Here is a 25,953-nt window from a genome sequence, read left to right on the forward strand (position 1 = left end):
CACCTTCAAGTTATTCCAGCGTGGAGATCAGCGCACGCAGGGTGGGGATGCCCCAACCTTTTTCGCTGCTGGTCACGACAATCTCGGGATAGGCGGCGGGGTGTTTGGCCAATGCGCCGCGCACCTGTTCGATGATCGCGTCGCGCTGGGCTTCCTTGACCTTGTCGGCCTTGGTCAGGATCACCTGAAATGTCACGGCGGAACTGTCCAGCAGCGACATGATCTCGTCATCGACCTTCTTGATGCCGTGGCGCGCGTCCACCAGCACAAAGGCGCGGCGCAGGGTTTGCCGGCCGCCAAGGTACTGTTTCAGCAGCCGCTGCCATTTCTCGACCATCTGCAAGGGCGCGTTGGCATAGCCATAGCCGGGAAGGTCGACCAGATACAGATCATCCCCGGCGGTGAAAAAGTTGATCTCTTGCGTCCGCCCCGGCGTGTTCGAGGCCCGCGCCAGCGCCTTGGTGCCGGTCAGCGCATTGATCAGGCTGGATTTGCCCACGTTGGACCGGCCGGCAAAGCAGACTTCCATACGGTCGGGATCGGGCAGGCCGGACATGGCCACCACGCCTTTGACGAAGACGGTTTCGCCCGCGAACAGCAGGCGGCCCTTTTCGGCGGTCTGGGGGTCCGGCTCTTCTGCCAGCTTGAAATTGACCTGCATCACAGAACCTCGACCTTGTCGCCCAGAGAAATATTGCCGCCCTTGGTGACCTCGGCATAGATGCCGAAATCCTGATGGCCGAACTGCCCGCGCAAGGCGCCCAGTGTGTCGGCGTCACGGACACCGTTGTGCGGGTTCGCTGCGGTGTGCATACACCGTTTGATCCGCTCGCGCACGTGCAGCACGGTGTCGCCAATGGCGATGTCGCGGTCGATCCAGTCGAATTCGGCCCATGCGTCCAACCCGTCCAGCCAGATGTTGCCCCGCCAGCGTTCTGTTTCCAGCGGCTGGTTCAGCACATCCTGGACGGCGGCATGCGAGGCTGTGTTCATCACCGAGATGGAGGGAAAGGCGCTGTCGGTCATGCCGCGTTCCGGCACGCTTGCGATCCCGTCGGGCAGCAACCGGTCCTCAGGGCACAGCGGTGTGACCCATGAGATGAACCGCTGCACATCGTCCGCATCGTCAGGGCGAAAGGTCAGGCTGCCCAGATCGACATGGCTCAGCGTGATGGTGCGCGTCTCCTCGTCCAGCTTGGCCCACAGGCCCGCCAGCTTGGGCGTCAGCGTGCCCAGCATAAAGTTGCGGCAGGCCACCCATTCGGGGTCCTGCGCGTCGAACTTTGTCTTGTCGTGGGTCACGGCCCATGTGCGGTCCCACGGCATCGTCTGGCCGGGGGCGAGGGTGACCGATTTGATCGCCTCGCGCCCGTGACTTTTGATGGGATGGCGCCAAAGGGCCGTGACCGTGATCATTTTTTGGAATCCTTGGGCGTGCGTTTGAAGCCGCCCTTGATGTTGCCAAGGATGTCAGGCGTGTACCCCTGCGAGCGCATGATCAGGTACTGTTGCGTGAAGGTGATCGTGTTGTTCGCGATCCAGTAGACCACCAGGCCGCTGGCGAAACCACCCAGCATGAACATGAACACCCATGGCATCCAGGCAAAGATCATCTGTTGCGTGGCGTCCGTGGGGGCGGGGTTCAGTTTCTGTTGCAGGAACATCGAGATGCCCAGCAGCAGCGGCAGGATACCGATAAAGATCAGCGCCATCATCGACCCGGCCTCGGGGACACCCCAGGGCAGCAGGCCGAACAGGTTGAAGATCGACGTGGGGTCCGGTGCGCTGAGGTCCTGGAAGGGGCCAAAGAAGGGCGCGTGCCGCAGTTCGATGGTGACAAAGATCACCTTGTAGAGCGAGAAGAAGATCGGGATCTGCAACAGGATTGGCAGACAGCCTGCGGCGGGGTTCACCTTGTTCTTCTTGTACAGCTCCATCATGCCCTGCTGCATTTTCTGACGGTCGTCACCGGCGTCCGCCTTCAGCTTTTCCATCTCGGGCTGCAATTCTTTCATGCGCGCCATCGAGACGTAGGATTTGTAGGCCAGCGGGAACAGCACTGCCTTGATGATCAGCGTCAGGGTGATGATCGACAGGCCCATGTTGCCGATCAGCTTGTGCAACTCGTGCAGCAGCCAGAAAATCGGTTTGGTCAGGAAGAAGAACCAGCCCCAGTCGATGCTGTCGACAAAGCCGCTGATGCCTGCCTTTTGATAGGCTTGCAGCACTTCCCATTCCTTGGGGCCTGCGAACATCTGCGTGTCGCTGGTGACGGTCTGGCCCGGCTCGACGGTGCGTGTGGGCAGGCGCGTAACGGCACGGTAGACGTTGGCGGCCTGGTCATAGGTCAGCGCCTGGTCAAAGGTTGTGCCGGTCTCGGGGATCAGGATCGTCTGCCAGTAGTGGTCCGAAAAACCGATCCAGCCTTCGGTGACGTCCTTGGTCACGATGGCGGGGCGGCCCCATGCGGGGTCGACGTCGGCATCGGGGATTTCGTCCCATTTGGTCTCTGTCAGCTCGCCGTTGGCCATGCCAACCGCGCCTTCGTGCAGGATGAAGAATTTCTTCAGGCCCGACGGCTCACCATGGCGTACGACCATGCCATAGGGGGCTGCGCGCACGGCGGTGTCGCTGTTGTTGCTCAGGGTCTGGACGATGTTGAACATATATTCGTTGTCCACCGAAATCTCGCGGCGGAAGACCAGGCCGTTGCCGTTGTCCCATTCCAGCGTCACGGGCGTGTCGACGGTCAGCGCGCCTGTGCCCACTTGCGTCCATTCGGTCGACGGGCCGGGCACCGCATCGGCGGGCAGGTCGCCGGCGGGGGCCCAGCCTTGCAGCGCATAATAGGCATCGGGCGAACCGACGGGGGCCAGCATGGTGACGGTCTCGGAATCGGGTTCGATGGTGACGTGGTAATCTTTCAGGCGCAGCTGATCGAGACGGCCACCAGCCAGCGAGATCGAGCCGTCCAGGCGGGCGGTGTCGATCTGGATGCGCGGCGCTTCCACGGCAGCGACGGGGGCTTGTGTCACTGGCGCGGCGGCGTCCGGCTGGTTCGCGGTGCCGGCAGGTACGGTTGCGGTGCCGTCAGTGCCCTGGACCTGCTCGGTCGGAGTTTCTGTCGCCGGATCGGGTTCGGGCGGAGGAAACGCCACGAACCAGACAAGGATCACGACGAAGCTGAGAGCTGTTGCAAGAATGAGGTTCTTGTTCTGATCGTCCATAGGGACAGGCACCTGCGCAATTTGTATATCACGCAGGGTTCAACAGAGATGGGACCCAAAGGTCAAGCGGATTCGGGGACGCGGGCGCTGACCCGCTGCGCCTTATCCGCGCAGGCAGGACCCTGTTTCACAGGGGCGAACCCCGTCTGCCGCTGATCGCGGGCGCGTCCGCAAGCTTGGCATTGTGGCTGCGTATCCAGTTCAGGGTCTGGTCAAAGGGGATGGGGCGGCAGATGCCAAAGCCCTGCACATGATCACAGCCCAACTGCGCCAGCAGCGCGTGTTCGCCAGCCGTCTCGACCCCTTCGGCCAGCGTTTCGACCTGCAACCGTTCGGCCATGGTCAGGATGGCGCTGATCATCCGCTGTTGTTCCGGGTCGCGGTCCGATTTCATCACGAAACTGCGGTCGATCTTGATCCGGCTGACGGAAAACCGCCGGATCGCCGCAATCGACGCATTGCCAGTGCCGAAATCGTCCAGGTCAATCCGGCACCCCAGCTTGCCCAGTCCGCCCAGGTTGCGACAGACCACATCATCGGGGGCGGCGGTCACCACGGTTTCCAGCACCTCGACCGCCAGCCGGTCGGGGGCCAGGTCAAAGCGGTCCAGTTCCCATGTGATCTTTTCCACCAGATGGGGGTTGCGCAATTCGCTGCCCGAAAAGTTCACGCCCACCTGTGGCACAAGCTCGCCTGCGGCCTCCCATGCCTTGAGCGCGGTAAAGGTGTGGTACATCATCACCTCGGACAGGCGTTCCAGCAGGCCGGCCTGTTCCAGCGCAGGCAGGAATTCGGCCGGGGGGATCACGCCCCGTTCGGGATGGACCCAGCGCGCCAGCGCCTCGAACCCTGAAACCCTGCCGGTGTCCGTGGAAATCTGCGGCTGATACCATGGCTGGATATGACCGCTTTCCAGGGCAAGGGCCGCTTCCTCGCGCAGGGCGGTGCGGGCGGTGGTGGCAATCTGCATCTCATGGGAAAAGGCGCGGATCGTCGAGGGACCGCGCCTGCGCGCCTCGACCAAAGCCGTGCGTGCCGCGGTCATCCACGGAATGCTGCCGGGTTCGGGGACGCGGGCGTTCAGGCAAAAGCCCACGGCGCAGGACATGTAAACGGTGGTGCCATCCACCGCGATCGGCTCTTCAATGGCGGACTGAATGCGGCCTGCCATCTGGATACAGGTTTCAAGGTCGAACCGCGACGAGGGCGCACAGCAGATGGCAAAGCGGGCATCGCCGGTCCGCGTCACAACGTCATCGTCGCGCAGGGCGGTGACAATCCGTTGCGTCACCCGCGCGGCCACCGTGTCGGCGGCGGTCTGTCCGTGCTGGTTGATGAGGCTTTCAAAATCGTCCAGCTCCAGCATCAGCACGGCGGACGACAGTTGTTGTTCCTGCGCGGTCTGCCAGATGCGCGCGACCATCTCGTCGAAATGGCCACGTTGCAGCACGCCGGTGGTCGGATCGCGCATGGCGTCCACGCCGCCCCCGCCCGAGGAATGCAACGTCAACAGCAGCATCGGCACGATGATCCCGATGCCGACGAACACCGTTTCCCCACCCCACCAATAGGCGGCCAGCATCACCGCCGACAGGAAAGCCAGCGCCTGCGGACCGTAGAAAACCATCCGCAGATCTTCACGCAATCGGGTTAAAAATCGTGATCGGCGTTTGGCCATGAAAATCCCTCGAAGAACACGCGCAGGTACAATGAGCACCAGCAGAATGCTGCGAAGGATGTGACGCCGAGGTTAACGCAGGTCGGGAATTCCGTCTGAATTTGGTTCAAATTTTTCAGGTTTCAGCATCAGGCCCGCGAAATCGAACAGCTTCGGGTCCAGCAAATGCGACGGACGCGCGTTCATCAGCGCGCGGAACATCACCTGGCGGCGGCCGGGGCTGTTGGCCTCCCAGCCGTCGAGAATCTGTTTGACCTGTTGACGTTGCAGGCCATCCTGGCTGCCGCACAGGTCGCAGGGGATAATCGGGTAGTTCATCAGGCGGGCGAATTTCTCGCAATCCGCCTCGGCCACGTGGGCCAGCGGGCGATAAAGGAACAGGTCGCCTTCTTCGTTCACAAGTTTCGGCGGCATCGTCGCCAGCCGGCCCCCATGAAACAGGTTCATGAAGAATGTCTCTAATATATCGTCGCGGTGGTGGCCCAGCACCACGGCGCTGCATCCTTCCTCGCGGGCGATGCGATACAGGTTGCCCCGGCGCAGGCGCGAACAGAGCGCGCAGAACGTGCGACCGGCGGGCACCTTGTCGACGACGATACTGTAGGTGTCCTGATATTCGATGCGATGCGGCACGCCCATGCGTTCCAGAAACTCGGGCAGGACGGTCGCGGGAAAGTTCGGTTGCCCCTGATCCAGGTTGCACGCCAGCAGGTCCACGGGCAGCAGGCCGCGCCATTGCAATTCGTGCAGCACAGCCAGCAGGGTATAGCTGTCCTTGCCGCCCGAGAGGCACACCAGCCACTTTTGCCGTTTGGCGCCGGGTTCGTGCGCGCCCGCTTCAATCATGCCGTATTGTTCGATCGCCTCGCGGGTATAGCGCACGATGCGCTTGCGCAGCTTGCGAAACTCGGTGGTTTCGGGGGCGCCTTCGAACAGGGCATGGATTTCTGAAATCTCGTCACGCATGGGGGCTGAATACTCTTATGCGGCCGGCAAAGCCAGTGGGGTCAGTCGTGGGTGTGGTCGGGGACGGGGTCGTATCCGTCGCCGCCCCAGGGGTGGCAACGGCCAATGCGGCGGGCGGCCAGCAGGCTGCCGCGCAGGGCACCGTGTTTTTCCAGCGCTTCCATGGCGTAGGCGCTGCATGTGGGTTGATAGCGGCAGTTGAACCCGACCCAGGGCGAGAACACCAGCCGATAGGCGCGCACGGGCAGGGCGACCAGATGGGCCAGCGGGGTCATTTGCGCGACAGGGCGGCACGCAGGTCGGCGCGCATCTGTTCGAAATCGCGGGTGGCGGTGACCTGGTGGCGGCCGATCAACACGTAATCGGTGCCAGGGGTGCCGTGGGCGGGCAGTTCCAGCCGCGCGATTTCGCGCAGGCGGCGCTTGGCCCGGTTGCGGGCGACGGCATTGCCGACCTTTTTCGAACAGGTGAACCCCACACGCAGGGGCGCATCATCGTCACGGCTGCGGATTTGCAGCACAAAGCCGGGCGTGACCACACGGGGGCCACGCGACGCGCGCAGGAAATCGGCGCGGTTTTTCAGGATCTGGTCGCTTTTGAGGGACGTTAAACGTGACAAACCCGCCCGAGGCTGGTCCGATCCAGCGCGAGCGCTGTCTGCGGGGGCCTCCGGCGGGGTCATGTAGATACCGTGACGCGGGGCGCTTACGCGCTCAGCGACTTCCGGCCACGTGCGCGACGGGCGTTCAGGATCTTGCGACCTGCTTTTGTCGCCATGCGCGCGCGGAAACCGTGGCGCCGTTTGCGCACGAGGTTGCTTGGTTGATAGGTGCGTTTCATCGCTCCGTCTCCGTCTTTTCGGATGGGCTGCGCGGAATCGCTGTGCCCGGAATATGTTCAAGGCCCGTCCTCTAACCGCCGTAGGGGGGCAAGTCAAACCCTCAAACGGACAAATCATGCCCCAAGGTGCAACATTCGCGGGGCTGTGGCGGTTTTAATGTTTCAAAACCACGCCGATAGGGTGGAAATGGGTCCGAAACAGTCACCGGCGATCACCCGCGCGTGACCAGACTGTTACAGCCATCGGCGCGCCCGTACCTATAGGTTACACCAAACGCACATAAATGCCAAAGGCCGCCTGATCCATGCCCCAAGACCCGACCAAATCCGAAACATCCGCGCTGCTGCGCCGTTTGCCGCTGGTCACGATCCTGCTGGTGGCGGCGGTGGGGGCGTTCACCCTGCGCGATTACCTGAGTTTCGACACCCTGCGCGACAACCGCGCGGCGCTGCTGGACTTTCGGGACGCGCATTTCGCGCTGACGGCGCTGGGCTTTGTCGGGGCTTATGTTCTGGTCGTGGCGTTTTCGCTGCCGGGGGCAACGATTGCGACGCTGACGGGCGGGTTTCTGTTCGGCACCGTGCTGGGGTCGGTGTTCAACGTCACGGCGGCCACCCTTGGGGCCACGCTGATCTTTCTGGCGGCACGGCACGGGCTGGGCGCGCAGCTGGGTGCAAAACTGGAGAACAGCAAAGGCGTGGTCAAACGCATCAAGGACGGGATTGATCAGAACCAGTGGTCGATGCTGTTCCTGATCCGGCTGGTGCCTGCGGTGCCGTTCTTCGTGGCCAACCTGGTGCCTGCGTTCATGCAGGTGCCGCTGTACCGTTACGTGGTGTCGACGTTTTTCGGCATCATGCCGGGCGCGGTCGTCTATACGTCGGTGGGGGCCGGGCTGGGCGAAGTGTTCGCACGGGGTGAAACGCCGGACTTGGGCATTATCTTTGCACCACACATCCTGTTTCCGCTTCTGGGGCTGGTGGCGCTGGCGTTGCTGCCTGTCCTTTACAAAGCCGTAACCGGCAAGAAAGACGTTCTGACATGACACGTATCAAGACCGACATTCTGATTATTGGCGCAGGCTCGGGTGGGCTGTCGGTCGCGGCGGGGGCCGTGCAGATGGGCGCGGATGTGACCCTGTTGGAAGGGCACAAGATGGGCGGCGATTGCCTGAACTACGGCTGCGTGCCGTCCAAGGCGCTGATCGCGGCGGCCAAGGCAGCCCACGGGCAACGGAACAGCGCGCAATTCGGGGTGGCTGATGCGCCCGGCACGGTGGACTATGCCGCCGTGATGGAACATGTGGCCGATGTGATCGCCCAGATCGCCCCGGTGGACAGTGTCGAACGGTTCGAGGGGCTGGGCGTGCGGGTGATCCGCGAATGGGGCCGTTTCACTGGTCCGCACACGGTACAGGCGGGTGACGTGGAGATCACCGCGCGCCGGATCGTGATTGCCACGGGGTCGTCGCCGCTGGTGCCGCCGATCGACGGGCTGGACAGCGTGCCGTTCGAGACCAACGAGACCCTGTTCGATCTGCGCACGCGGCCAGAGCATTTGTTGATTGTCGGCGGTGGTCCCATCGGGATGGAAATGGCGCAGGCGCATGTGCGACTGGGCTGCAAGGTCACCGTGGTCGAAGGCGACACCGCGCTGGGCAAGGATGATCCCGAGCTGGCGCAGGTGGTGCTGCAATCGCTGAAGGACGAAGGTGTCGAGATTGCCGAGAACGCCAAGGCGTCGCGGATCAGTGGCAGCGCCGGCGATATTACCATCGAAACCGAAGACGGGCGCAGCTTCCACGGCTCTCACCTGTTGATGGCGGTGGGGCGCAAGACCAACACCGACCGGCTGAACCTTGAGGCTGCGGGGATCGAGACCACCAAGCGCGGCGTGAAAGTGGACGACAGCCTGCGCACCAGCAACCGTCGCGTCTATGCCATCGGCGATGTGGCGGGCGGGATGCAGTTCACCCATGTGGCGGGCTACCATGCGGGTGTCATCATCCGGTCGCTGCTGTTCTGCCTGCCGTCCAAGGCCAAGACGGCGCATATTCCCTGGGCCACCTACACCGACCCCGAGCTGGCGCAGGTCGGCCTGACCGAGGCCCAGGCGCGCGAGGCACATGGCAACAAGCTGGAGGTGGTGCGGTTCGACTATCACCACAACGACCGCGCCATTGCCGAACGCGAGAGCCGCGGCTTTATCAAGGTGATGGTGGTCAAGGGGCGGCCCGTGGGGGCGTCCATCGTTGGCCACCAGGCGGGCGAGTTGATCAACCTGTGGGCCATGGTGCTGGCCAACAACATGAAAATGAGCCAGATCGCCGCCATGGTGTCGCCCTATCCGACCATCGGCGAGGTCAACAAACGTGCGGCGGGCGCCTATTTCAGTCCGCGTCTGTTTGACAGTAAACTGGTCAAGACCGTCGTCGGACTTGTCCAGCGATTCATTCCCTGACACCGTAAAGATGCAATGTTGAATTCACTGTCCGGCCGATTTCTGATCCTGACCACCATCTTTGTGATGCTGGCCGAGGTGTTGATCTTTGTGCCCTCGATTGCGCGTTTCCGCGAGGACTATCTGCTGGCGCATCTGGAACGGGCGCAGATTGCGTCGCTGGCGCTGCTGGCGGACGACATGCTGAACCCCGACCTGGAGAAGGAACTGCTTGAGAACGCGGGCGTGTTCAACGTGGTTCTGCGCCGGGACGAGGTGCGCCAGCTGATGCTGTCGTCACCGATGCCGCACCCGATCTCGGCCACGTTCGATCTGCGCGATGCCACGGCGATGACGCTGATCCGGGACGCGCTGGTCCGGCTGGTGGATGCGGATCAGGAGGTGATCCGCGTCATCGGCGCGCCGGTGCGCGACGCCGGTCTGCTGATCGAGGTGACGATGGACGCGGTGCCGCTGCGCACGGCGATGATCGACTATGGCGCGCGGATTCTGGTTTTGTCGGCGGTGATCTCTGTCATCACGGCGCTGATGTTGTTCCTGGCGGTGCGGGTGTTTCTGGTCAAACCGATCAAGCGGGTGGTGGGGCACATGCTGAACTATGCCGAAGCGCCCGAGGATTCGCGCCGGATCATCACGCCGGGGGCGGGCATCCGCGAGCTGCGCGAGGCGGAAACCGCGCTGCAATCGCTGGAAACCGAGCTGACGCAGGCGCTGCGCCAGAAAGAGCGGTTGGCGCAGCTGGGCGGGGCGGTCAGCAAGATCAGCCACGACTTGCGCAATATCCTGACATCGGCGCAGCTTTTTGTGGACCGGATCGAAGGGTCGGACGACCCGCTGGTCAAGCGGCTGGCGCCCAAGCTGGTGGGGTCGATCACCCGCGCCGTGCACCTGTGCGAAAGCACGCTGGCCTTTGGCAAGGCCGAGGAGCCGGGACCGACGCTGTCACGGGTGCAGCTGGCCGAAACCGTGTCGGACGTGATCGAGGCCGAACGGCTGGCGGTGGACAATTACGACCTGAGCTTTGCCGAAGACATTCCCGCGATGCTGACCCTGCGCGCGGACCCCGAACAGCTGTACCGCGTGCTGTCCAACCTGGTGCGCAACGCACGTCAGGCGATTGTCGCCTCGGGCCAGCCCGGCGAAATCGCCGTTTCGGCCCGCGAGGATGCCGACGCCTGGTGGATCGAGGTGGCCGACACCGGCCCCGGCCTGCCGCCCAAGGCACGCGAACATTTGTTCGTGGCGTTCCAGGGGGGCACGCGAAAGGGCGGTACGGGTCTGGGGCTGGCCATCAGCCACGAATTGATCCGCGGTCACGGCGGTACGTTGACCTTGCTGCACAGCGGCCCGGACGGGTCGACGTTTTCGATCTGCCTGCCCAAGGGCGACGGCGCGCTTTAGCCGCGAAACGGGGTCATGTAATTTTCCTGACATAAATCGCGGATATGGGCTTGCGCCCATCCGCCACTCCGACTAAACCGCCGAACAGTGGACCGATAGCTCAGCTGGATAGAGTACTTGACTACGAATCAAGGGGTCGGGGGTTCGAATCCTCCTCGGTCCGCCACTACCACCTTTTAATGTGCTGTAAATAAGTGGAAATCCTTTTTTAACTGGGTTTCCTCCCAAGACACCTACAATTTTTGGATTGAACTATTTGGGTGGGCGCGCCGAAAATTGATCATTCAGCAGCCTCTCATTTGCTGTGCAGAGCAGTTGCCGCCTCAATTGCGGAACTGGTCAGTAAAAACTCGGGGCGGAGTCCAGATTGGCGATTCAACCGATTCGGCCATTTTCACAGCGTTTCTTGTGATTATTCAGAGTTCACAAAGCGAGCTGCGTGCAAAGCGATGTTTCCCGTGACCTCTTCTCGCTCGGTTGTCTCTTGCGTTGAGTTTGGTCCGAAAAGCAATATATTATAAAGTACGCGGGTGCCGAAGCGGGTCTTTAGCGCAATCATTTCCAACCGCCTATCACCCTCGATGCAGTACCCATGCAGTTCTCGTTGGTCTACCTCCGCGGTATCAACGGCACGTGTTTTTGATGCAAAATCTCCACTGCACAGACTGTTCATAAAACTGATATCGCTGGGGTCCGTCTCTCGTAAGTTCCCATCGGGAGCATTTAAGTTCATTGTTCCACCTAAAATGTCCAAATTTTCTGAAAACCAAAAAACCCCATCTTGAAAGCCCATTTCCTTGATCTCGTCGTCGCTCAAGTACCGGAAATCAACGGCCTCAACCGCAGTGATCATCTGAGTCGCAACTTGAAATAGCGGTGTCTTGTCAACTTCATGCGCATATTCGGATGGTTGTTGTGGGGCGCTGGAGACATACTGGTAGTTTTGGTATGCGCACTTGCGGGCGCTCGCTAGCGCACGCATAGTGCCTTTGAGGCTGTATGTCCCGGTCATCCGTTCGCTTTGCACTTTCAAGACCAGCCCGCGTTGGATCGCGTCCATCGCACGTTCAAAATCATTAATTTCTAAGAAGATAGTATCGCTACTGGTTGCAGTAGCACGAGCATAAAACTGGGCTCCCCGATCAACGCTTACTGTAACTGGAAACGTTTCCCTTTCGCTAAAGCGGAAAGATGGGTTGGAAACCCCAACAATCACTGTCGCACCACGTGTCACGGAGAGAAATAATGTGTCTCCGGATAAGAAAGGAGCCGACACAACGCAATGTGAGAACTCGCCGGTTTCGTCGTAAGTATAGGCAGCGCCCGCCCAGTTTCCGTAGCCGAATTCTGTATCAGGAATTTGCTCAGCGTGTGCAGCGAATGGTAATGCCAAAATTGCTGCCGTGCCTCCAAGAAACCATCGTCGAATATCCATATAGAGTACCTCATCAACCAATCAGCATGTAACCAAGCAGAGTTGCTGCGACTTCTATTGATTAAAAATTGATAGAACATTGCCGCAGAAGCAGGTCTTTTGGCAATGATCTTCTTCTATCGGTCTGACGATTGGATTGAGCACTCCCAGTTTGAGGGTCTTAGTTTATTACCTTTGCCAGTGACCTGCCCCCTAAGGCGCCCTCATTCATAACGAGTTGGCCTGCACCGGTTGAAACTTCGGAAGGTCGCTCTGGAAACCTGAGCGACCTTTTCGGCTATCTTCCTTTCGCGCGGACCGGCGGCCAGATGCTGTTTCGCTTCGCCTTGCGCCTTTGCGAGCGCAGGACGGTTATCGTGACGGCAAAAGTCGCCGCAACCTCGCACACGCAGGGAACGTCCGGGTCCTGACCACTGTGCCGATCAAAGCCAATGGGCCGGAGCGCCCCTTGTCCGTCTCCGTTTATCCCATGATCAGGCGGAACACGGTCCCGTTTCTTCGGGGCTTTGACCTGATATCCACTTTGAAAACGTGCCCATTGCCCGCGTGACGGGGCGATCGGATGGCCAGGCAAGATAGTAGCGGCCCGCCGAGACTGTGATTCCAAAGGGCTGAACCAATCGTCCCTGCGCAATGTATTGACTGAACATAGAGACAGGCAGGAGTGCCACGCCAGCGCCGGAGGCCGCCAGTTCCGCGAGTGCGATGGAGCTGTCCAGCACCGGCCCGGAAACCGGAGGGCAGGCGGCGCCCGCGACCTCGAACCAGCCAGGCCATTCTGCGCTGCGGTAACTTCGTAGCAGCGTCATCTGGCCAAGGTCTGCCGGATGGAGCAGTCGCTTTGCCAGGTCCGGTGCGCAGAGGGGCGACAGCGGGGCATCCATCAGGCCAATCGCTTCATGGCCCGACCAGCCGCCGGTGCCGAAACGGATCGCCATGTCCAATCCCTCGCGCAGAATCTCGACGCGATTGTTGTTTGTCGAAATCCTGATGTCGATCTCGGGGTGCGCCTGACGAAACGCTGTCAGGCGCGGCATCAGCCAGCCGAGCGCGAACGTCGTGTTTGCGCCGACCTTCAGCACTTCGATATTGCGACGCCCCCCAAGGCCGTCGAGCGCGCGCGCCATGGCATCGAAACCATGTTCCAGGACGGGGAAGAGCAGCAGACCTTCGTCAGTCGTCACCAACCCCTGCGAGGTCCGCAAGAACAGTGTGACGCCCAGCAGATCCTCCAGCCGCGCGATCTGGTGGCTGACAGCAGCCTGCGTGACGCGCAGTTCGATTGCAGCTTTGGTAAAGCTGCCTTGACGCGTGGCGACTTCGAACACCCGAAGGGCGTTCAGTGGCAAATCGGGTCGATCCACGGCAATACCTCAGCTAATGGTGTGCCATAATATTTGTCGTTTGCCGGGGCTGTTCAAGCCGAAATATACGTTTGCCATGAAATCAACTGATGCCGTCCTGCATGGCGTCAGGTGCATAGAAACAAAGGAAGATCTTATGCAGACCCGCAATTCCACCTTGTCGCGCACCGTGGCAGGGATCGTCCTTGGCGTGTCCATGGCCGCCGCGAGCTTCGCACAGACACCTGTCGGAGAGCTTGAACAGACTGTCGACCGGATCGAGGCCAGACTGGGCGGCCGGATCGGTATCGCGCTGGTTGACACCGGTTCGGATTTCACCTGGGCAAACAGGCCGGATGAGCAATTTTTGATGAACAGCACGGTGAAAGTGCCGCTTTGTGGTGCCGTGCTGGCCCGGGTCGATGCCGGAACGCTGTCGCTGACTGACGAGTTGCCGGTCACAGAGGGCGATATCGTGACCTATGCGCCTGTCACCGAACAGCATGTTGGCCAGAGCATGAACATGGCCGCGCTTTGCTTGGCTGCAATCGACATGAGCGACAATACAGCCGCCAACCTGCTGATCGAACACCTGGGTGGCCCGCAAGCCATTACGCAATTCTTCCGCAGCACTGGGGACATTGAAAGCAGGCTTGACCGGTTCGAACCGGAGTTGAACACATTTACGCCGGGCGATCCGCGTGACACCACAACCCCGGTTGCCAGCGCGGATACAGTGCGCAACCTGCTGCTGGGCGACGTTCTGTCAGAGAATTCACGCAAACAACTGGCGGATTGGATGCGCCATGGCGGCGTGACGGGCAAGCTGCTGCGGGCGGGGGCGCCGGCGGACTGGCAGATCTATGACAAGTCCGGCAGCGGCAGCCACACGCGCAACCTGGTCGCGATGGTGATCCCAGATGGCCGCGCACCCTGGATCGTCTCCATCTTCATCTCCGACATTGATGCGGATTTCGAGACGCGCAACGCCGCCTTGCAAGACATCAGTCGTGCCATAAGGGCCGTCATCGGACAGTGACGTGACACCGACCGGGGCCCCGAAAAGGGCCTCGGTATCAACCTGCGTCCGCTGTCTTTCCATATAATGACCGTCGGTGCGGCGCTGCGCGATGGTGTCCGGCACCGACTGATCCGGCCAGAGCCTGCGTGCCAGGCAGGTGGTTGCAATTCGGCGCTCAGATCAATGCGCCGTGATAGGCATTCGCGGAAATCTCGGTGCACATCTCTCCCCACTGGCAGTCACCGCAGGCGGATCGGATGCGGCCCTGTGCAAAGGCCCTGCGCAGTTGCATCAGGGACGAGGGGGGCAGTGACAGCCTTGTGCCGTTCTCAATGCTGATGTTCAGTATCCGGCCCACATCTTTGGCGGCTTTTCGGTCGCGCACCTGAATGCTGCAATCGTGACAATGCGGGTTTGTTTCTGATTGCCGGGGGGCGCAGATGTCATCTGGCCCCTCGACGATTTCGACCGGCTCTCCCGCAGAAAGTCGCCCCGCAATCGCGGTCATATTGTCCGTGAACGCGGGGCTGTACCCTTTGCCGACATAGGTCAGGATGCAAAGAAGATGGTGCGGGCGCAGGCGTACTGTCATTCAGCGACAGGTTTGGCGTCGCGCGTCAGCAGCTTTAGCGTCATCGCGCCGAGGGCCGATTTGAGCAGGCCACCAAGGACGAACGGCACGACGCCAAGCATGATCGCCTGTTCCGCGCCGATCAGCATGGCAAGCCATGCCGCCCCCAGAACGAGGCAGATCGCGTTGCCGATGGCCATGGCCAGGGCCGACAGCCAGACACGTTGGCCGTTCCAGCCGCGTTCGGTCAGCCAACCGACAGTCATGCCCGCAATCGGGAAGGCAAAAAGATAGCCGCCTGTCGCGCCGAGGAAATGTTGTGCGCCGCCTGCGCCTCCGGCCAGCACGGGCAAGCCAATCGCGCCTTCAGCCAGCCAGGCGACAATCGTAACGCCGCCCAGGCGCCAGCCGTACAGGGCACCGACAAGCATGACCGCGAATGTCTGCATGGTCATCGGGACCGGGAACATCGGCACTTCGACATAGGACGACAGCGTGAGGAAGATGGTGCCAAACAGGACCGCGGCCAGTTTTCCGGGCAGCGTAAAGTTTTGCACATCGAGCAATGTGATCGTGTTGCGGGTGACCGCAGGTGCCGGTGAGTTCATGTGTTGTCCCTTCCGATTATCTATTAAATCTCAAGCCAGAATCTATCGGTAATGAAATTATAGATAATTCGCAAGCGTGGACTTCAATCACCCGCGCGAGAGGTGTCGCCGCAGGATCGTCGCCGCTGTTTTGTCCTCGCGCCGTTCCATGGCGTGCAGGATCGCCACGTGGTCCTTGTCCGAGGTGCTGCGCCATGTTTCGCGCCATCTTGCGTGGAATCTTTGTGCCGAAAGCCGTTGAAGCTGTTCGATGCGGCCCAGTAAAAGCGGCCTTGCGCAAGGCTTCAGGATTTCCAGATGAAACTGCCGGTTGGCTTTTTCCCAGGAAATGGGGTCTTTGGCGTTGTCGCAGGCCAGGCGGAAAATCTCCATTTGCTGCATATCTTCGGGTGTGAAATTGGCGACTGCCTTGGTCAGGGCCATCGGCTCCAGGGCGAGCCTCATCTCCAGGATGTCGTCCTGATCCGCATCAGACAGAGAAAAGGCCCGGACACCCCGTTTGGGGATGAAGGTTGCCAGTTCCATCTGCACAAGACGCTGCAGCGCCTCCCGCACGGGGACGTGGCTGCAGTTGAAGCGTTCGGCAATATGATCCTGCCCAAGGCGCGCGCCCTGGGCGATGTCGCCGCGGATGATTTCCTCGGCGATGATTTCTGCAATGGCTGCGGGTTTTATGGATGGTTCGGACATGGTCATGATCTATCGCGAAGCTGACCACGCGAACAGATCGTTTTTTCTGCAAGGTGCCGGTCAGGTGTTGTGGCAGACGTGATCAAGTCCCGCGCCCGTTTGCCGATCAGCTGGTGGTCGTGCTGATGATCCTGTGGCCGGGCTGGTAAGAGATGGTGACAAAGGTCACCGGCCCCTTGTCGCGCCATGTGGCGCGTTCGACGTGCAGGATCGACGCCTTGTCCGGCACGGCCAGATACTCCTGCTCGAACGCCGAGGCGGGTGTCGCCAGAATCGACAGGGTCGCGCGGTTGTAGGGGACGTTTTCCAGCAGCCATTCGTTGGCGGATTTCTGGGCAAAGTCGTAATCGCGCGCCTGCGGCACAGTGCGCAGGCAAATCCAGCGGTCTTCCAGCGCATAAGGCACGCCATCGGCCAGGTGCACCGCCCTGACGTGCAGCATCTCTTCGCCCTGGGCCAGTTCCATGGCAAAGGTGACGGCATGGGGCGGGGTGCCCACGCGCTTGTCGATCAGCGCATAGCCATAGCTTGCGCCGCGCTCCTCGATCTCGCGGCGCACGATCTGTACGGCGATCACCGCGCGCGACACCGGATGCAGGGCGACACGGGTGCCGGATTTGCGTTTGCGTTCCAGTATTCCGCTTTCAGCCAGTTCGCGCAGGGCGCGGTTCACCGTGGTGCGGCCGCAATTGAACTCTTTGGCCAGATCGGTTTCGTTGGGAATCTGCGCACCGGGCTTCCAGATGCGGTTGTGGATGCGGCGCAGAACCTCGTCCTGAACGCTTTGCCAAGAGTTTATGTCCGGTGTGCTCATCGGCCTGCTTTCCGTTTTGTTGCGGTGCTGGTTCAAGGTGCCAGCTTTTTCATCTGCCAAGGGGCGGGATTGTTGGTCTGAAGGGATTTTTGCATTTTACCCTCTTGACTAGCAATCCTGTTTATTTTCTTTATGTCTGCACATAACGAGAATTTGTGCAACGCCCGTGATGGCTTGAACCCAAAAGGCCCGCAGAATGATCAACCGGCATATTCTTGAGCTGCCCGCCTATAACGCCGGCCTGCCCATCGCGCGATTCCGCAGCCTGTACGGACGCGCGCCCCGCGCCAAGCTGGACAGCAACGAGACCCCGTTTGGCGTGTCGCCGCGCGCACTTTCCGCCGGTCAGGCAGCGGTGGCGCAGGCGCATCTTTATCCTGACGGGAACGGCACCGGGCTGCGCGATGCGCTGGCCGAGTCCACAGGGATCGATGCCGGTTGCATCGTTCTGGGCAATGGCTCTGAAGAGCTGATCTATGCGCTGTATGGTGCGGTGCTGGGGGCGGGTGATCACGTGCTGACGGTCACGCCGGGCTTTGGGTTGCACACGCTGGCGGCGCAGGGGTTGAAAATACCGGTTGAAACCGTGCGTTACAGTACCGACTGGACCCTGCCGATGGGGGAGTTGAAGGCGGCACTGGCGCGCAAGCCCAAGGTGTTTGCGATCTCCAGCCCGTCGAACCCGCTGGGCGTGGCGCTGACGCTGAACGAATTACACGAGCTTCTGGCCGCCACGCACAATGAAACGCTGGTGCTGCTGGATGAGGCCTATTTTGAATACAACCCGATCAACAGCCTGTCGGCGCTGAAGGCCAGCGGCCTGAACTGGATCAGCTTGCGCACGTTTTCAAAGGCCTATGGACTGGCGGGGATGCGCGTGGGCTATGGGCTGTGCAGCAGCGCCACGTTGCGCGATGCCGTGCGCAAGCTGACACCGCCGTTCAACGCCAACGCGGTGGCGCAGGCGATGGGGCAGGCGGCGTTCGAGGACCGGGCTTTTCTGGCGGACACTGTGCAAAAAACCATCGCCGCCCGCGATGCGTTGGCGCAAACCCTGCGCGACATGGGATTTCGCTTGCCGCCGTCCAAGAGCAATGCGATCTTCTTCGAGACTTCGGACCATGCCGTTGATGTTGCAGAAAAATTGCGCGGCGAAGGTGTCCTGGTCAAAGCCTGGCTTGAGGATGGATTTGACAGATTTTTACGGGTGTCCGTGGGCACGCCGCAAGACAATAAGGCGTTCATCGAAGCGCTGACAAAGCTCGGAGTTCAACCGGCTGCCTGATGTGGGCCGCGCGGGTGTGCGGCCTTTCATGAAACTTGAAAACAGAGAGTGAAAACCATGAATATCTATTCTTTCAAAGGCGCGGTTCTGGGGCTGGGCCTGGCCGTGTTTGCAGCCGGTTCGGCTGCCGCTGACATGCTGGCGGACATCAAGGCCTCGGGCGAGATGACCTTTGGCACCGAGATGCACTATGCGCCTTTCGATCTGCTGGTGAACGGCCAGTACGAAGGTCTGTGCAAGGACCTGATGGACGAAGTCACCAAGGATCTGGGCGTCACACCGAAATACAACGACCTGCCGTGGACATCGGTTCTGCCCGGCCTGGAAGCAGGCAAGTTCCAGATGGTCAACGCACCGGTCACCATCACCGCCGAGCGGATGGAACGCTATGCCTTTACCCTGCCGATTGCCGATGCGTCGGTGGGTCTGATCAAGCGCACAGGCGACGACCGTATCACCAAGCCCGAGGACATTGCCGGTCTGGTGGTTGGCTCGCAAAAAGGGTCAGCGCAGCTTGAGCAGTTGAAAGTCTTTGGCGAAGGTCTGGGCGGCATCGACGTGCGTGAATATTCGTCGGTGGACGAGGCTTATGCCGATCTGGCCGCCGGACGTCTGGATGCGGTTGCGGGATCGTTCCCGCTGTTGGGTTATGCCGCGTCGAAGCGTCCCGAGATTTTCGAGACTGTCACACCGGTGTTCGGCGAGAAGAAATATTTCGCATGGGTTGCCGTGAAATCGGAAGAGACCGAGAGCATGATCGCTGCCGTAAACGAGATCCTCTTGAACATGCAGGACGACGGTCGCATGGCGAAGCTGCATGAAAAATGGCTGGGCACGGCCGTGGAGCTGCCGCGCGAGATGCCTGCGGTCAAGTAACACCGCAACGGGTCCGGCCAATGGTCGGGCCCGTTTTGCTGATGTCGAAGGAGCGTGCGATGTTCTCTTGGTCCACCATTGTCGAAAATCTGCCTTATCTGTTGCAGGCCACGCGGTTTACGCTGCTGGTGTCGGGGCTGGGCATGGGCCTTGGGCTGGTGATGGGCATCGTGCTGTGCGTGGCGCGGCTTTCGCCGATCCGCTGGATCAGCCGCATTGCCGCGCTTTACGTCAGTTTTTTTCGCGGAGTTCCGCTGTTGGTGCAGCTTTTGCTGGCCTATTATTTTCTGCCTTCTGTTGGCATCGACATCCCCCCGCTTTGGGCGGCTGTGTGCAGCATCGGCCTGTGTGCGGCGGCCTATATCGCGGAAATTCTGCGTGGGGCGCTGATCGCTGTGCCGCATGGTCAGGCCGAAGCGGCGGCGGCGCTGGGCATGCATCCCTTTACCATCTGGAAGCGCATCCTGATCCCGCAGGCCCTGAAAATCTCGATGCCGTCCTTGGTGAACGAGCTGATCATGCTGGTCAAAGTGTCGTCGCTGGTGTCCGCCGTGGGCATTGTCGAGCTGACGCGGATGAGCCAGTCGATTTCGGCGGCCACCTTTCGCCCGCTTGAAATCTACATCGCGGCGGCGGCGATTTATCTGGTGATCAACCTGGCGCTGGCGGGGCTGGGGCAGGCGCTGGAAAAAAGGTTGGATTACTGATGGATATTGATCTTTTCGTCCAATACGGCCCGATACTGCTGTGCGGTCTGCTGAACACCGTCCTGTGCTGGATCGTAGGGGCCGCGGGGGGCGTTGCGCTGGGTTTTGTCATTGCGGTGGCGATGTATTACGGGCCGCGCCCGCTGCGCTATGTGCTGCGCGGGTATATCGAGGTGATCCGGGGCACGCCGTTCCTGATCCAGCTGTTCATCCTTTATTACGGCGGGCCGAACATCGGCCTGCGGCTGGACCCTGTGCCTGCGGGCATCCTGGGCCTGATCATCTATGGCAGCCCCTATTACGCCGAGATTTTCCGCGCCGGTTTGCAAGCGGTGCCGCGTGGCATGATCGAAGCGGGGCGTGCGATGGCGATGTCCGAGGGGACGATCCTGCGCCGGATCACGCTGCCTATTCTGATGGTGTCCTCGGTGCCGCCGCTGACCAATTTTTCCATCATCCTGACCAAGGAGACGGCGATCCTGTCCATCGTGACGGTGCCCGAGCTGCTGTATCAGGTGCAAACCATGTCAGCCGAAACCTTTGCCTATATGGAGGCGATGTTCGCGCTGGCGCTGTTCTACTGGGGCTTTGTCGAGGTGATCTCGTGGGCGGGCCGCAAGCTGGAATTGAAGACCAATGCCTTTTTGTCAAAGGAGCTGAGCGCGTGACCTCTGAAAATGCCTCATCCGTCGAAATCACCGCTCTGGGGAAATATTACAACAGTTTCCATGCGTTGAAGAACATCAATCTGTCGATCCCCGCAGGCAAGGTGACCTGTCTGATCGGTCCATCGGGGTCGGGCAAGTCGACGCTGCTGCGCTGCATCAACTTTCTTGAGGAATATCAGGAAGGGGCAGTCGAAATTGACGGTCAGGTGATCGGACTGGAATCCGTGGGCGGGCGCAAGATGTCGGCGCGCCGCCTGCGCGAGATGCGCCGGTCGATTGGCATGGTGTTCCAGCAGTTCAACCTGTGGCCCCATATGACCGCGCAGCAGAACGTGGCCGAGGCACTGGTGCAGGTTCAGGGCCTGTCCAAGGCAGAGGCCGCGCGCAAGGCGGCTGCGGCGTTGCAGAAGGTGGGGCTGGGGGACAAGACGGAGTCGTTCCCCAACCGTCTGTCCGGCGGTCAGCAACAGCGGGTGGCGATTGCGCGCGCGGTGGCGATGGAGCCAAAGCTGATGCTGTTCGACGAGCCGACCTCGGCGCTGGACCCAGAATTGGTGGGCGAGGTTCTGACCGTGATCAAGGATCTGGCCAGCGAAGGCATGACGATGGTGATCGTCACGCACGAGATGGGATTTGCCGCGCATGTGGCGGACCAAGTGGCGTTCTTGGAGGCGGGCGAGCTGGTCAGCTGTGCGCCGCCTGCCGAGATTTTCCGCAACCCCAGCGATGCGCGGATCAAGGCGTTTCTGGAGACCTATCACGCGCGCAACCAGTTCTAAGCGGGGCGTCTGTCGGGTTGGGCGCTGCGCTGTGTTGGTGTGCCGCCCAGAGCGACACAGAGGATGACGATCACCGCACCTGAGAGTTGCGCCGGGCTGAGCCTTTCGCCCAGCAGCGCCCAGCCCAGTATCACCGCCGTCAGCGGGCTGAGAAAGCCGAAACGGGTGATGGCGGCGGGGCCAAGCCGTTCGATGCCGCGGAACCAGAAGAAATAGGTCAGCGCGGCACCGATCAGCCCAAGCCACAGGAAGCCCGCGATATTGGTGGCGGTCAACGGCGGCAGGGCGGGCTCAAAGGCCAGCGCGACGGGCAACAGCAACAGCCCCCCGGCGGTCAGTTGCCACGCGGTAAAGGTCAGCGCCGGAACGGGGGGCTGCCATTTGCGCGTCAGCACCACGCCGCAGGCCATCGACACCGCTCCGCCCAGAGCTGCAAGGATGCCGATCGGGTCGGGATGGGCGGCAGGGTCCAGGACCAGCAGCGCCACGCCGAATATGCCCACGATGGCGGCGATCAGGCCGCGCAGGTGCAGCGCACTGCCCAGCACGGCGCGGGCCAGCAACAGTACGATCAGCGGCTGTATCGCCCCAAGGGTCGCGGCAACGCCGCCGGGCAGGCGGTAGGCGGCCAGAAACAGCGCCGCCCAGAAGATCGAGAAGTTCAGTGCGCCCAGCACCGCCAGTTTGCCCAACCAGTCAAGGGGCGGCAGGCGGCGCGTGATCAGCATCAGCAGGATTCCCGTGGGCAGGGCGCGCAGCATTGCGACGGTCAAAGGATAGCCATCGGGCAGCATCTGCGTCGTCACGATATAGCTGCTGCCCCAGATCGCGGGGGCCAGGGCGGCGAGGGCAAGGTCGGTGTGTCTGGACATGGGGTGTTCCTTTATCTTGACGTCAAGATATATCGATATGTCTTGACGTCAAGATATAAATCCCTAGCCTGTACGCATGGACCACGTAGACCGCGTTCTGGAACAATGGAGAACCGAGCGGCCCGACCTTGAGGTCGTGCCGATGGGCGTGCTTGGCCGTCTGAAACGGCTGCATGACCGCGTGTCCGCGCAACTTGAGAGAGTTTACGCCGCCAACGGGTTGACGGCGGCCAGCTTTGACGTGCTGGCCACCTTGCGGCGCTCTGGTGCGCCCTATGCGCTCAGCCCGTCCGAACTGATCGCGTGGACGATGGTGACCTCAGGGACGATGACCAACCGTCTGGACAGGCTCGCAGCGGCAGGGCTGGTCGAGCGCAAGCCCAATCCCGAGGATGGTCGCGGGTCGGTCGTGGCATTGACCCCGCAGGGGTTCACGCTGATCGACAGGGTGGTCACTGCGCATGTGGCGAACCAGCACAAGGTTCTGTCCGCCCTCAGTCCGCAGGACCGCGCGGCTCTGGACGGGCTTCTCAGGCAGTGGCTTGGTGCCTTTGAAGCGCCGCAGAGCGCGCCTTAGCCCGGTTTCCTCAGCAGGAACACGATGGGCACCACGCACAGGGTCAGGATCATCATCAGGAAAAAGTTGTCGATATAGGCGATCATCGCGGCCTGTTGTGACACAAGCTGATCGGCAATCGACGCATAAAGCGGGGAGCCGTTCAGCAGTTGCGGCATGGCATCGCGCACCTGGGGTGCTTGGGCGGTCAGGGTGCTGGCGATCTCGGCATGGTTGACCGTGCTCATCCGCGACAGCACCACGGTGACCAGCGAAATCCCCACGCCCGACCCCACGTTGCGCACAAGGCTGAACATCGACGTGGCATCGCCGCGATAGCGTTGGGCGATGGTGGCAAAGGTCAGCGTGGACAGCGGCACAAAGACAAAGCCCAGGCCAAAGCCCTGGATAACGCCGCTGATAATGATCAGATGCGAATCCATTCCCGTTTCGAAACCGGTCATCATGTGCAGCGACCATGCGGTCAGGCCCAGCCCGATCAGCACCAGCGCGCGGGGGTCATAGCGGCTGACCAGACGCCCGACCACGATCATGGACACCATGGTGCCCACGCCGCGCGGGGCCATCACCAGACCCGTTTCGATCACCGGATAGCCCAGCAGCTTTTGCAGCAGCGGCGGCAACAGGGCGAGGCCGGAGAACAGCGTCATGCCGATCACGAAGATAAAAATCAGCCCCATAAAAAAGTTGCGGTCGCGGAACATGCCCAGATCGACAAAGGGGTCCTTGGCGCCCCAGCAATGGATCACAAAGGCCCACAGGCCCGACACGGCCAGCCCGGCATAGAGAATGATCTCGATCGAGGAAAACCAGTCTTCGGACTGTCCCCGGTCCAGCATCAGCTGCAAGGCCCCGACAGCCAGTGCCAGCAGGCCAAAGCCCACCAGGTCAAAACGGCGTTCGCGGGTCTCTTCTCGCGGCATGAAGGCAACGATACCCAGCAGGGCGACGATGCCCACGGGCAGGTTGATGAAGAACACATAGCGCCAGTTGAATACTTCGGTCAGATAGCCGCCCAGCGTCGGGCCGATGATCGGGCCGACCATGATGCCGGCACCATAGATCGCCATCGCCTGACCGATCTTTTCACGCGGGTTGATGTCCAGCAGGACCGACTGCGCGAGCGGGATCAGGGAGGCGCCACAGATGCCCTGGACGATGCGAAAGACCACCATTTCGGGCAGGGTGGAGGAAAATCCGCACAGCATCGACGACAGCACGAAACCGGCGATGGCCACGATGAACACCATGCGCCGGCCGACACGGTCGGACACCCAGCCGGTCAACGGCGTCGCGATGGCCGAGGCCACGATATACGACGTCAGCACCCAGGTGATTTCTTCCTGTGTTGCGTTCAGGCTGGAGGCCATGTGGGGCAGGGCCACGTTGGCGATGGTGGTGTCCAGCACCTGCATCACGGTCGCCACCATGATCGACGCGGTCAGCAACGCGGGGGCTGCGACCTTGACGTTGGGCGGGGTCAGCGCCGGCGCGGCGGGGGCCGCGCCCGAAGATGCGGCGGCGCTGCTCACTTGAGACCTTCCAGACGGTTGTGGCCTGTGTCGACCGAGACAGAGACGCTCATGCCATCGCGCAGGGGGCGGTCAGGCGTGTCGGTGATCTGGATCCGCACGGGCACCCGTTGCACCACCTTGACCCAGTTGCCGGTCGCGTTCTGGGCGGGGATCAGCGAGAATTGTGAGCCGGTGGCCGAGGCAAAGCTTTCCACGGTGCCGGTCAGTTCCATGCCGGGATAGGCATCGACCTCGATGGTGACCGGCTGGCCCGGGGACAGATCTGCAAGCTGGGTTTCCTTGAAATTCGCCTCGACCCAGGTGTGCGAGTTGTCGACCAGTTGTGCGATGCCGGTGCCTGCGGCCAGGAACTGTCCGACGTTCAGGCTTTCGATCTGGTTGATGGTGCCCCCGGTGGCGGCGGTGATTTCCGTTTGTTCAAGATGACGGGCGGCGGATTCGCGGGCGGCCAGCGCGGCACGGACCGAAGGCAATGCGTCGGTTTCGACCTGCGGATCACCCCCCAGCGCCGTGGCGGCAGCGTCTACCTCGCGTTGCGCCAGCGTGACGGCGTTAGCGGCAGAGCGGAAGGCGATCATCGCCTCGTCCAGCGCCACCTGGGTGCCGATGCCGCGATCCGTCAGCTCTTGCTGGCGCTTCAACTCACGGCTTTTCACATCCTCGATGTTCTGGGCGGCCTGCAACTGGGCCTGTGCGGTCTGATAGGCGGCGCGCTGTTGTTCGACGGCCAGCCGGGCGGCCGCAAGTTGCGCGTCGGCAGTGGACAGGGCGATTTTATAGTCGGCTGGGTCAAGCCGGAAAAGCGGGGTGCCCGCGGTGACCTGTTCATTTTCGGTCACCAGAACATCGCTGACGCGGCCACTGACATCGGCGGAAATGGCTGTCATCGGCTGGTGGATATAGGCGTTGTCGGTGCTGATATAGCGCCCGCCGAACAGCCACGCACCGGCACCGGCCAGAGCCAGCAGCAAGGGCACGGATATCATAAGCGCGCGCCGCCGACCGCGCGGGGGGCGCGCCTCTGGTGCCGGGGTGGCGGCTGGCTGAACCGGTTCCGTGTCCGCTGTTTCGATCTTGTCTGGTTGCGCGTTCATTGTCTTGTGTCCTTTTCGGGGATGCCTGTGGCACTTCCCAGATTCATCTTGATGGCACTCAACCCGTTGCGCAGGGCGTCCTTTGTCTCGGGGGATATGCCGACAGCGACCTCTTCAAAGACCGCTTCGCTGATCTGATGCATGGTTGCGTATTTGGCGTGACCCGCCTCGGTCAGCGTCAGTGTCTTGGCGCGGCTGTCGTGCGGATCGGTCTGGCGGACCACAAGGCCTGCCGATTGCATCCTTTCCGCCAGATCGCTGATGGTCATGGGAGAGGCTTCCAGCGCTTCCTTGATCTCGACCTGACGCATCGGGCCGTTGCGTTCCAGCAGCCCAAGCGCGCGCCATTGCATCAAGGTAAGTTCTTCGGGGCGTGCCGCCTGCTCGAACCGGCGCCGCATCAGTCCGGCGGTTTCGTGCAACAGCATCATGATATCTCGCATTGGGGCTCTCCTTTGTACGTACATGTATTATACGGACATGTAGTAAAAAAGGTCCCGACCTG

The 25,953-nt window shown here is 61.4% G+C and carries 28 protein-coding genes and 1 tRNA gene; 11 read left to right on the forward strand and 18 right to left on the reverse strand.

Features of this window, described 5'->3' with window-relative positions; translation table 11 throughout:
* Positions 1-10: 10 nt before the first annotated feature.
* The 8 genes from yihA to rpmH form a co-directional block, all read right to left on the reverse strand.
* On the reverse strand, positions 11-661 hold the full coding sequence (gene yihA / locus BUC08_RS09320) for a ribosome biogenesis GTP-binding protein YihA/YsxC (RefSeq protein WP_037924492.1): 651 nt from the start codon (positions 659-661) through the stop codon (positions 11-13).
* Positions 661-1,416 carry an MOSC domain-containing protein gene (locus BUC08_RS09325; protein ID WP_037924490.1) on the reverse strand — a complete coding sequence of 252 codons (756 nt, stop codon included), beginning with the start codon at positions 1,414-1,416 and terminating at the stop codon, positions 661-663. The genes yihA and BUC08_RS09325 overlap by 1 nt, the downstream gene beginning before the upstream one ends.
* The gene (gene yidC / locus BUC08_RS09330) at positions 1,413-3,227 is read right to left on the reverse strand and encodes a membrane protein insertase YidC (protein ID WP_037924489.1); all 1,815 of its coding nucleotides are present in this window, start codon (positions 3,225-3,227) and stop codon (positions 1,413-1,415) included. Before yidC ends, BUC08_RS09325 begins: the two co-directional genes overlap by 4 nt.
* Before the next feature lie 127 nt (positions 3,228-3,354).
* Entirely contained in the window at positions 3,355-4,854 is a 1,500-nt protein-coding gene (locus BUC08_RS09335) for a putative bifunctional diguanylate cyclase/phosphodiesterase (protein WP_224769699.1), read from the reverse strand.
* 123 nt (positions 4,855-4,977) lie between these two features.
* A complete protein-coding gene (ttcA, locus tag BUC08_RS09340) occupies positions 4,978-5,871 on the reverse strand; it encodes a tRNA 2-thiocytidine(32) synthetase TtcA (protein ID WP_037924485.1) in 894 nt (297 codons plus the stop codon).
* Positions 5,872-5,912: 41 nt separating this feature from the next.
* Positions 5,913-6,146 carry a membrane protein insertion efficiency factor YidD gene (gene yidD / locus BUC08_RS09345; protein WP_037924483.1) on the reverse strand — a complete coding sequence of 78 codons (234 nt, stop codon included), beginning with the start codon at positions 6,144-6,146 and terminating at the stop codon, positions 5,913-5,915.
* Complete coding sequence (gene rnpA / locus BUC08_RS09350; protein WP_073194196.1) at positions 6,143-6,553, reverse strand: ribonuclease P protein component; 411 nt, start codon at positions 6,551-6,553, stop codon at positions 6,143-6,145. Before rnpA ends, yidD begins: the two co-directional genes overlap by 4 nt.
* A gap of 23 nt (positions 6,554-6,576) precedes the next feature.
* Positions 6,577-6,711 (reverse strand): 50S ribosomal protein L34, encoded by a 135-nt coding sequence (rpmH, locus tag BUC08_RS09355; protein WP_005980833.1) that lies wholly within the window; start codon positions 6,709-6,711, stop codon positions 6,577-6,579.
* Between the two features lie 305 nt (positions 6,712-7,016).
* Here rpmH and BUC08_RS09360 point away from each other — a divergent pair, with 305 nt between their 5' ends.
* The 4 genes from BUC08_RS09360 to BUC08_RS09375 all read left to right on the forward strand — a co-directional run bounded on the left by BUC08_RS09360 (position 7,017) and on the right by BUC08_RS09375 (position 10,739).
* A complete protein-coding gene (locus BUC08_RS09360; protein ID WP_037924476.1) occupies positions 7,017-7,757 on the forward strand; it encodes a TVP38/TMEM64 family protein in 741 nt (246 codons plus the stop codon).
* Positions 7,754-9,172 (forward strand): dihydrolipoyl dehydrogenase family protein, encoded by a 1,419-nt coding sequence (locus tag BUC08_RS09365; RefSeq protein ID WP_037924473.1) that lies wholly within the window; start codon positions 7,754-7,756, stop codon positions 9,170-9,172. The genes BUC08_RS09360 and BUC08_RS09365 overlap by 4 nt, the downstream gene beginning before the upstream one ends.
* Before the next feature lie 15 nt (positions 9,173-9,187).
* Positions 9,188-10,573, forward strand: a complete 1,386-nt coding sequence (locus tag BUC08_RS09370; protein ID WP_037924470.1) for a sensor histidine kinase — start codon at positions 9,188-9,190, stop codon at positions 10,571-10,573.
* 89 nt (positions 10,574-10,662) lie between these two features.
* Positions 10,663-10,739, forward strand: a tRNA-Arg gene (locus BUC08_RS09375).
* 246 nt (positions 10,740-10,985) lie between these two features.
* On the opposite strand, the gene BUC08_RS24310 is transcribed toward BUC08_RS09375, so the two are convergent.
* Positions 10,986-12,008 carry a hypothetical protein gene (locus BUC08_RS24310; RefSeq protein WP_143186710.1) on the reverse strand — a complete coding sequence of 341 codons (1,023 nt, stop codon included), beginning with the start codon at positions 12,006-12,008 and terminating at the stop codon, positions 10,986-10,988.
* 473 nt (positions 12,009-12,481) lie between these two features.
* Positions 12,482-13,372: a LysR family transcriptional regulator gene (locus BUC08_RS09385; RefSeq protein ID WP_037924465.1), complete on the reverse strand. Its 891-nt coding sequence runs from the start codon at positions 13,370-13,372 to the stop codon at positions 12,482-12,484.
* A gap of 136 nt (positions 13,373-13,508) precedes the next feature.
* On the opposite strand from BUC08_RS09385, the gene bla reads away from it, so the two are divergent.
* Entirely contained in the window at positions 13,509-14,390 is an 882-nt protein-coding gene (bla, locus tag BUC08_RS09390; RefSeq protein ID WP_037924463.1) for a class A beta-lactamase, read from the forward strand.
* A 157-nt stretch (positions 14,391-14,547) separates the two neighbouring features.
* Here bla and BUC08_RS09395 read toward each other — a convergent pair whose 3' ends face one another.
* The 4 genes from BUC08_RS09395 to BUC08_RS09410 form a co-directional block, all read right to left on the reverse strand.
* Entirely contained in the window at positions 14,548-14,964 is a 417-nt protein-coding gene (locus tag BUC08_RS09395) for a DUF1284 domain-containing protein (protein ID WP_037924460.1), read from the reverse strand.
* Positions 14,961-15,551 carry a biotin transporter BioY gene (locus tag BUC08_RS09400; protein WP_037924458.1) on the reverse strand — a complete coding sequence of 197 codons (591 nt, stop codon included), beginning with the start codon at positions 15,549-15,551 and terminating at the stop codon, positions 14,961-14,963. Before BUC08_RS09400 ends, BUC08_RS09395 begins: the two co-directional genes overlap by 4 nt.
* A gap of 87 nt (positions 15,552-15,638) precedes the next feature.
* Positions 15,639-16,241 (reverse strand): GntR family transcriptional regulator, encoded by a 603-nt coding sequence (locus BUC08_RS09405; RefSeq protein ID WP_037924456.1) that lies wholly within the window; start codon positions 16,239-16,241, stop codon positions 15,639-15,641.
* 106 nt (positions 16,242-16,347) lie between these two features.
* Entirely contained in the window at positions 16,348-17,055 is a 708-nt protein-coding gene (locus BUC08_RS09410) for a GntR family transcriptional regulator (protein WP_037924454.1), read from the reverse strand.
* A 196-nt stretch (positions 17,056-17,251) separates the two neighbouring features.
* Here BUC08_RS09410 and BUC08_RS09415 point away from each other — a divergent pair, with 196 nt between their 5' ends.
* The 5 genes from BUC08_RS09415 to BUC08_RS09435 are packed head-to-tail and all read left to right on the forward strand — an operon-like array spanning position 17,252 to position 21,370.
* Entirely contained in the window at positions 17,252-18,340 is a 1,089-nt protein-coding gene (locus BUC08_RS09415) for an aminotransferase class I/II-fold pyridoxal phosphate-dependent enzyme (RefSeq protein WP_037924452.1), read from the forward strand.
* 57 nt (positions 18,341-18,397) lie between these two features.
* Positions 18,398-19,216, forward strand: coding sequence for a transporter substrate-binding domain-containing protein (locus BUC08_RS09420; RefSeq protein WP_037924449.1), 819 nt, complete (start codon positions 18,398-18,400; stop codon positions 19,214-19,216).
* 59 nt (positions 19,217-19,275) lie between these two features.
* Positions 19,276-19,923: an amino acid ABC transporter permease gene (locus BUC08_RS09425; RefSeq protein ID WP_037924705.1), complete on the forward strand. Its 648-nt coding sequence runs from the start codon at positions 19,276-19,278 to the stop codon at positions 19,921-19,923.
* Positions 19,923-20,591, forward strand: coding sequence for an amino acid ABC transporter permease (locus BUC08_RS09430; protein WP_037924447.1), 669 nt, complete (start codon positions 19,923-19,925; stop codon positions 20,589-20,591). Before BUC08_RS09425 ends, BUC08_RS09430 begins: the two co-directional genes overlap by 1 nt.
* Positions 20,588-21,370, forward strand: coding sequence for an amino acid ABC transporter ATP-binding protein (locus tag BUC08_RS09435; protein WP_037924445.1), 783 nt, complete (start codon positions 20,588-20,590; stop codon positions 21,368-21,370). The genes BUC08_RS09430 and BUC08_RS09435 overlap by 4 nt, the downstream gene beginning before the upstream one ends.
* On the opposite strand, the gene BUC08_RS09440 is transcribed toward BUC08_RS09435, so the two are convergent.
* On the reverse strand, positions 21,367-22,242 hold the full coding sequence (locus tag BUC08_RS09440) for an EamA family transporter (protein ID WP_037924443.1): 876 nt from the start codon (positions 22,240-22,242) through the stop codon (positions 21,367-21,369). The genes BUC08_RS09435 and BUC08_RS09440 overlap by 4 nt on opposite strands.
* 76 nt (positions 22,243-22,318) lie before the next feature.
* Between BUC08_RS09440 and BUC08_RS09445 the strand changes: the two genes are divergently transcribed.
* The gene (locus tag BUC08_RS09445) at positions 22,319-22,819 is read left to right on the forward strand and encodes a MarR family winged helix-turn-helix transcriptional regulator (protein ID WP_037924441.1); all 501 of its coding nucleotides are present in this window, start codon (positions 22,319-22,321) and stop codon (positions 22,817-22,819) included.
* Here the strand turns inward: BUC08_RS09445 and BUC08_RS09450 are convergent.
* Genes BUC08_RS09450 through BUC08_RS09460 form a run of 3 tightly spaced genes read right to left on the reverse strand, consistent with a single transcriptional unit; the run spans position 22,816 to position 25,891 of the window.
* Positions 22,816-24,351: a DHA2 family efflux MFS transporter permease subunit gene (locus BUC08_RS09450; RefSeq protein WP_081855348.1), complete on the reverse strand. Its 1,536-nt coding sequence runs from the start codon at positions 24,349-24,351 to the stop codon at positions 22,816-22,818. The genes BUC08_RS09445 and BUC08_RS09450 overlap by 4 nt on opposite strands.
* The gene (locus BUC08_RS09455; RefSeq protein ID WP_037924439.1) at positions 24,348-25,448 is read right to left on the reverse strand and encodes an HlyD family secretion protein; all 1,101 of its coding nucleotides are present in this window, start codon (positions 25,446-25,448) and stop codon (positions 24,348-24,350) included. Before BUC08_RS09455 ends, BUC08_RS09450 begins: the two co-directional genes overlap by 4 nt.
* Positions 25,445-25,891: a MarR family winged helix-turn-helix transcriptional regulator gene (locus BUC08_RS09460; protein WP_051694143.1), complete on the reverse strand. Its 447-nt coding sequence runs from the start codon at positions 25,889-25,891 to the stop codon at positions 25,445-25,447. Before BUC08_RS09460 ends, BUC08_RS09455 begins: the two co-directional genes overlap by 4 nt.
* Positions 25,892-25,953 lie beyond the last annotated feature (62 nt).

Source organism: Pseudosulfitobacter pseudonitzschiae, from assembly GCF_900129395.1.
Taxonomy (GTDB): domain Bacteria; phylum Pseudomonadota; class Alphaproteobacteria; order Rhodobacterales; family Rhodobacteraceae; genus Pseudosulfitobacter; species Pseudosulfitobacter pseudonitzschiae.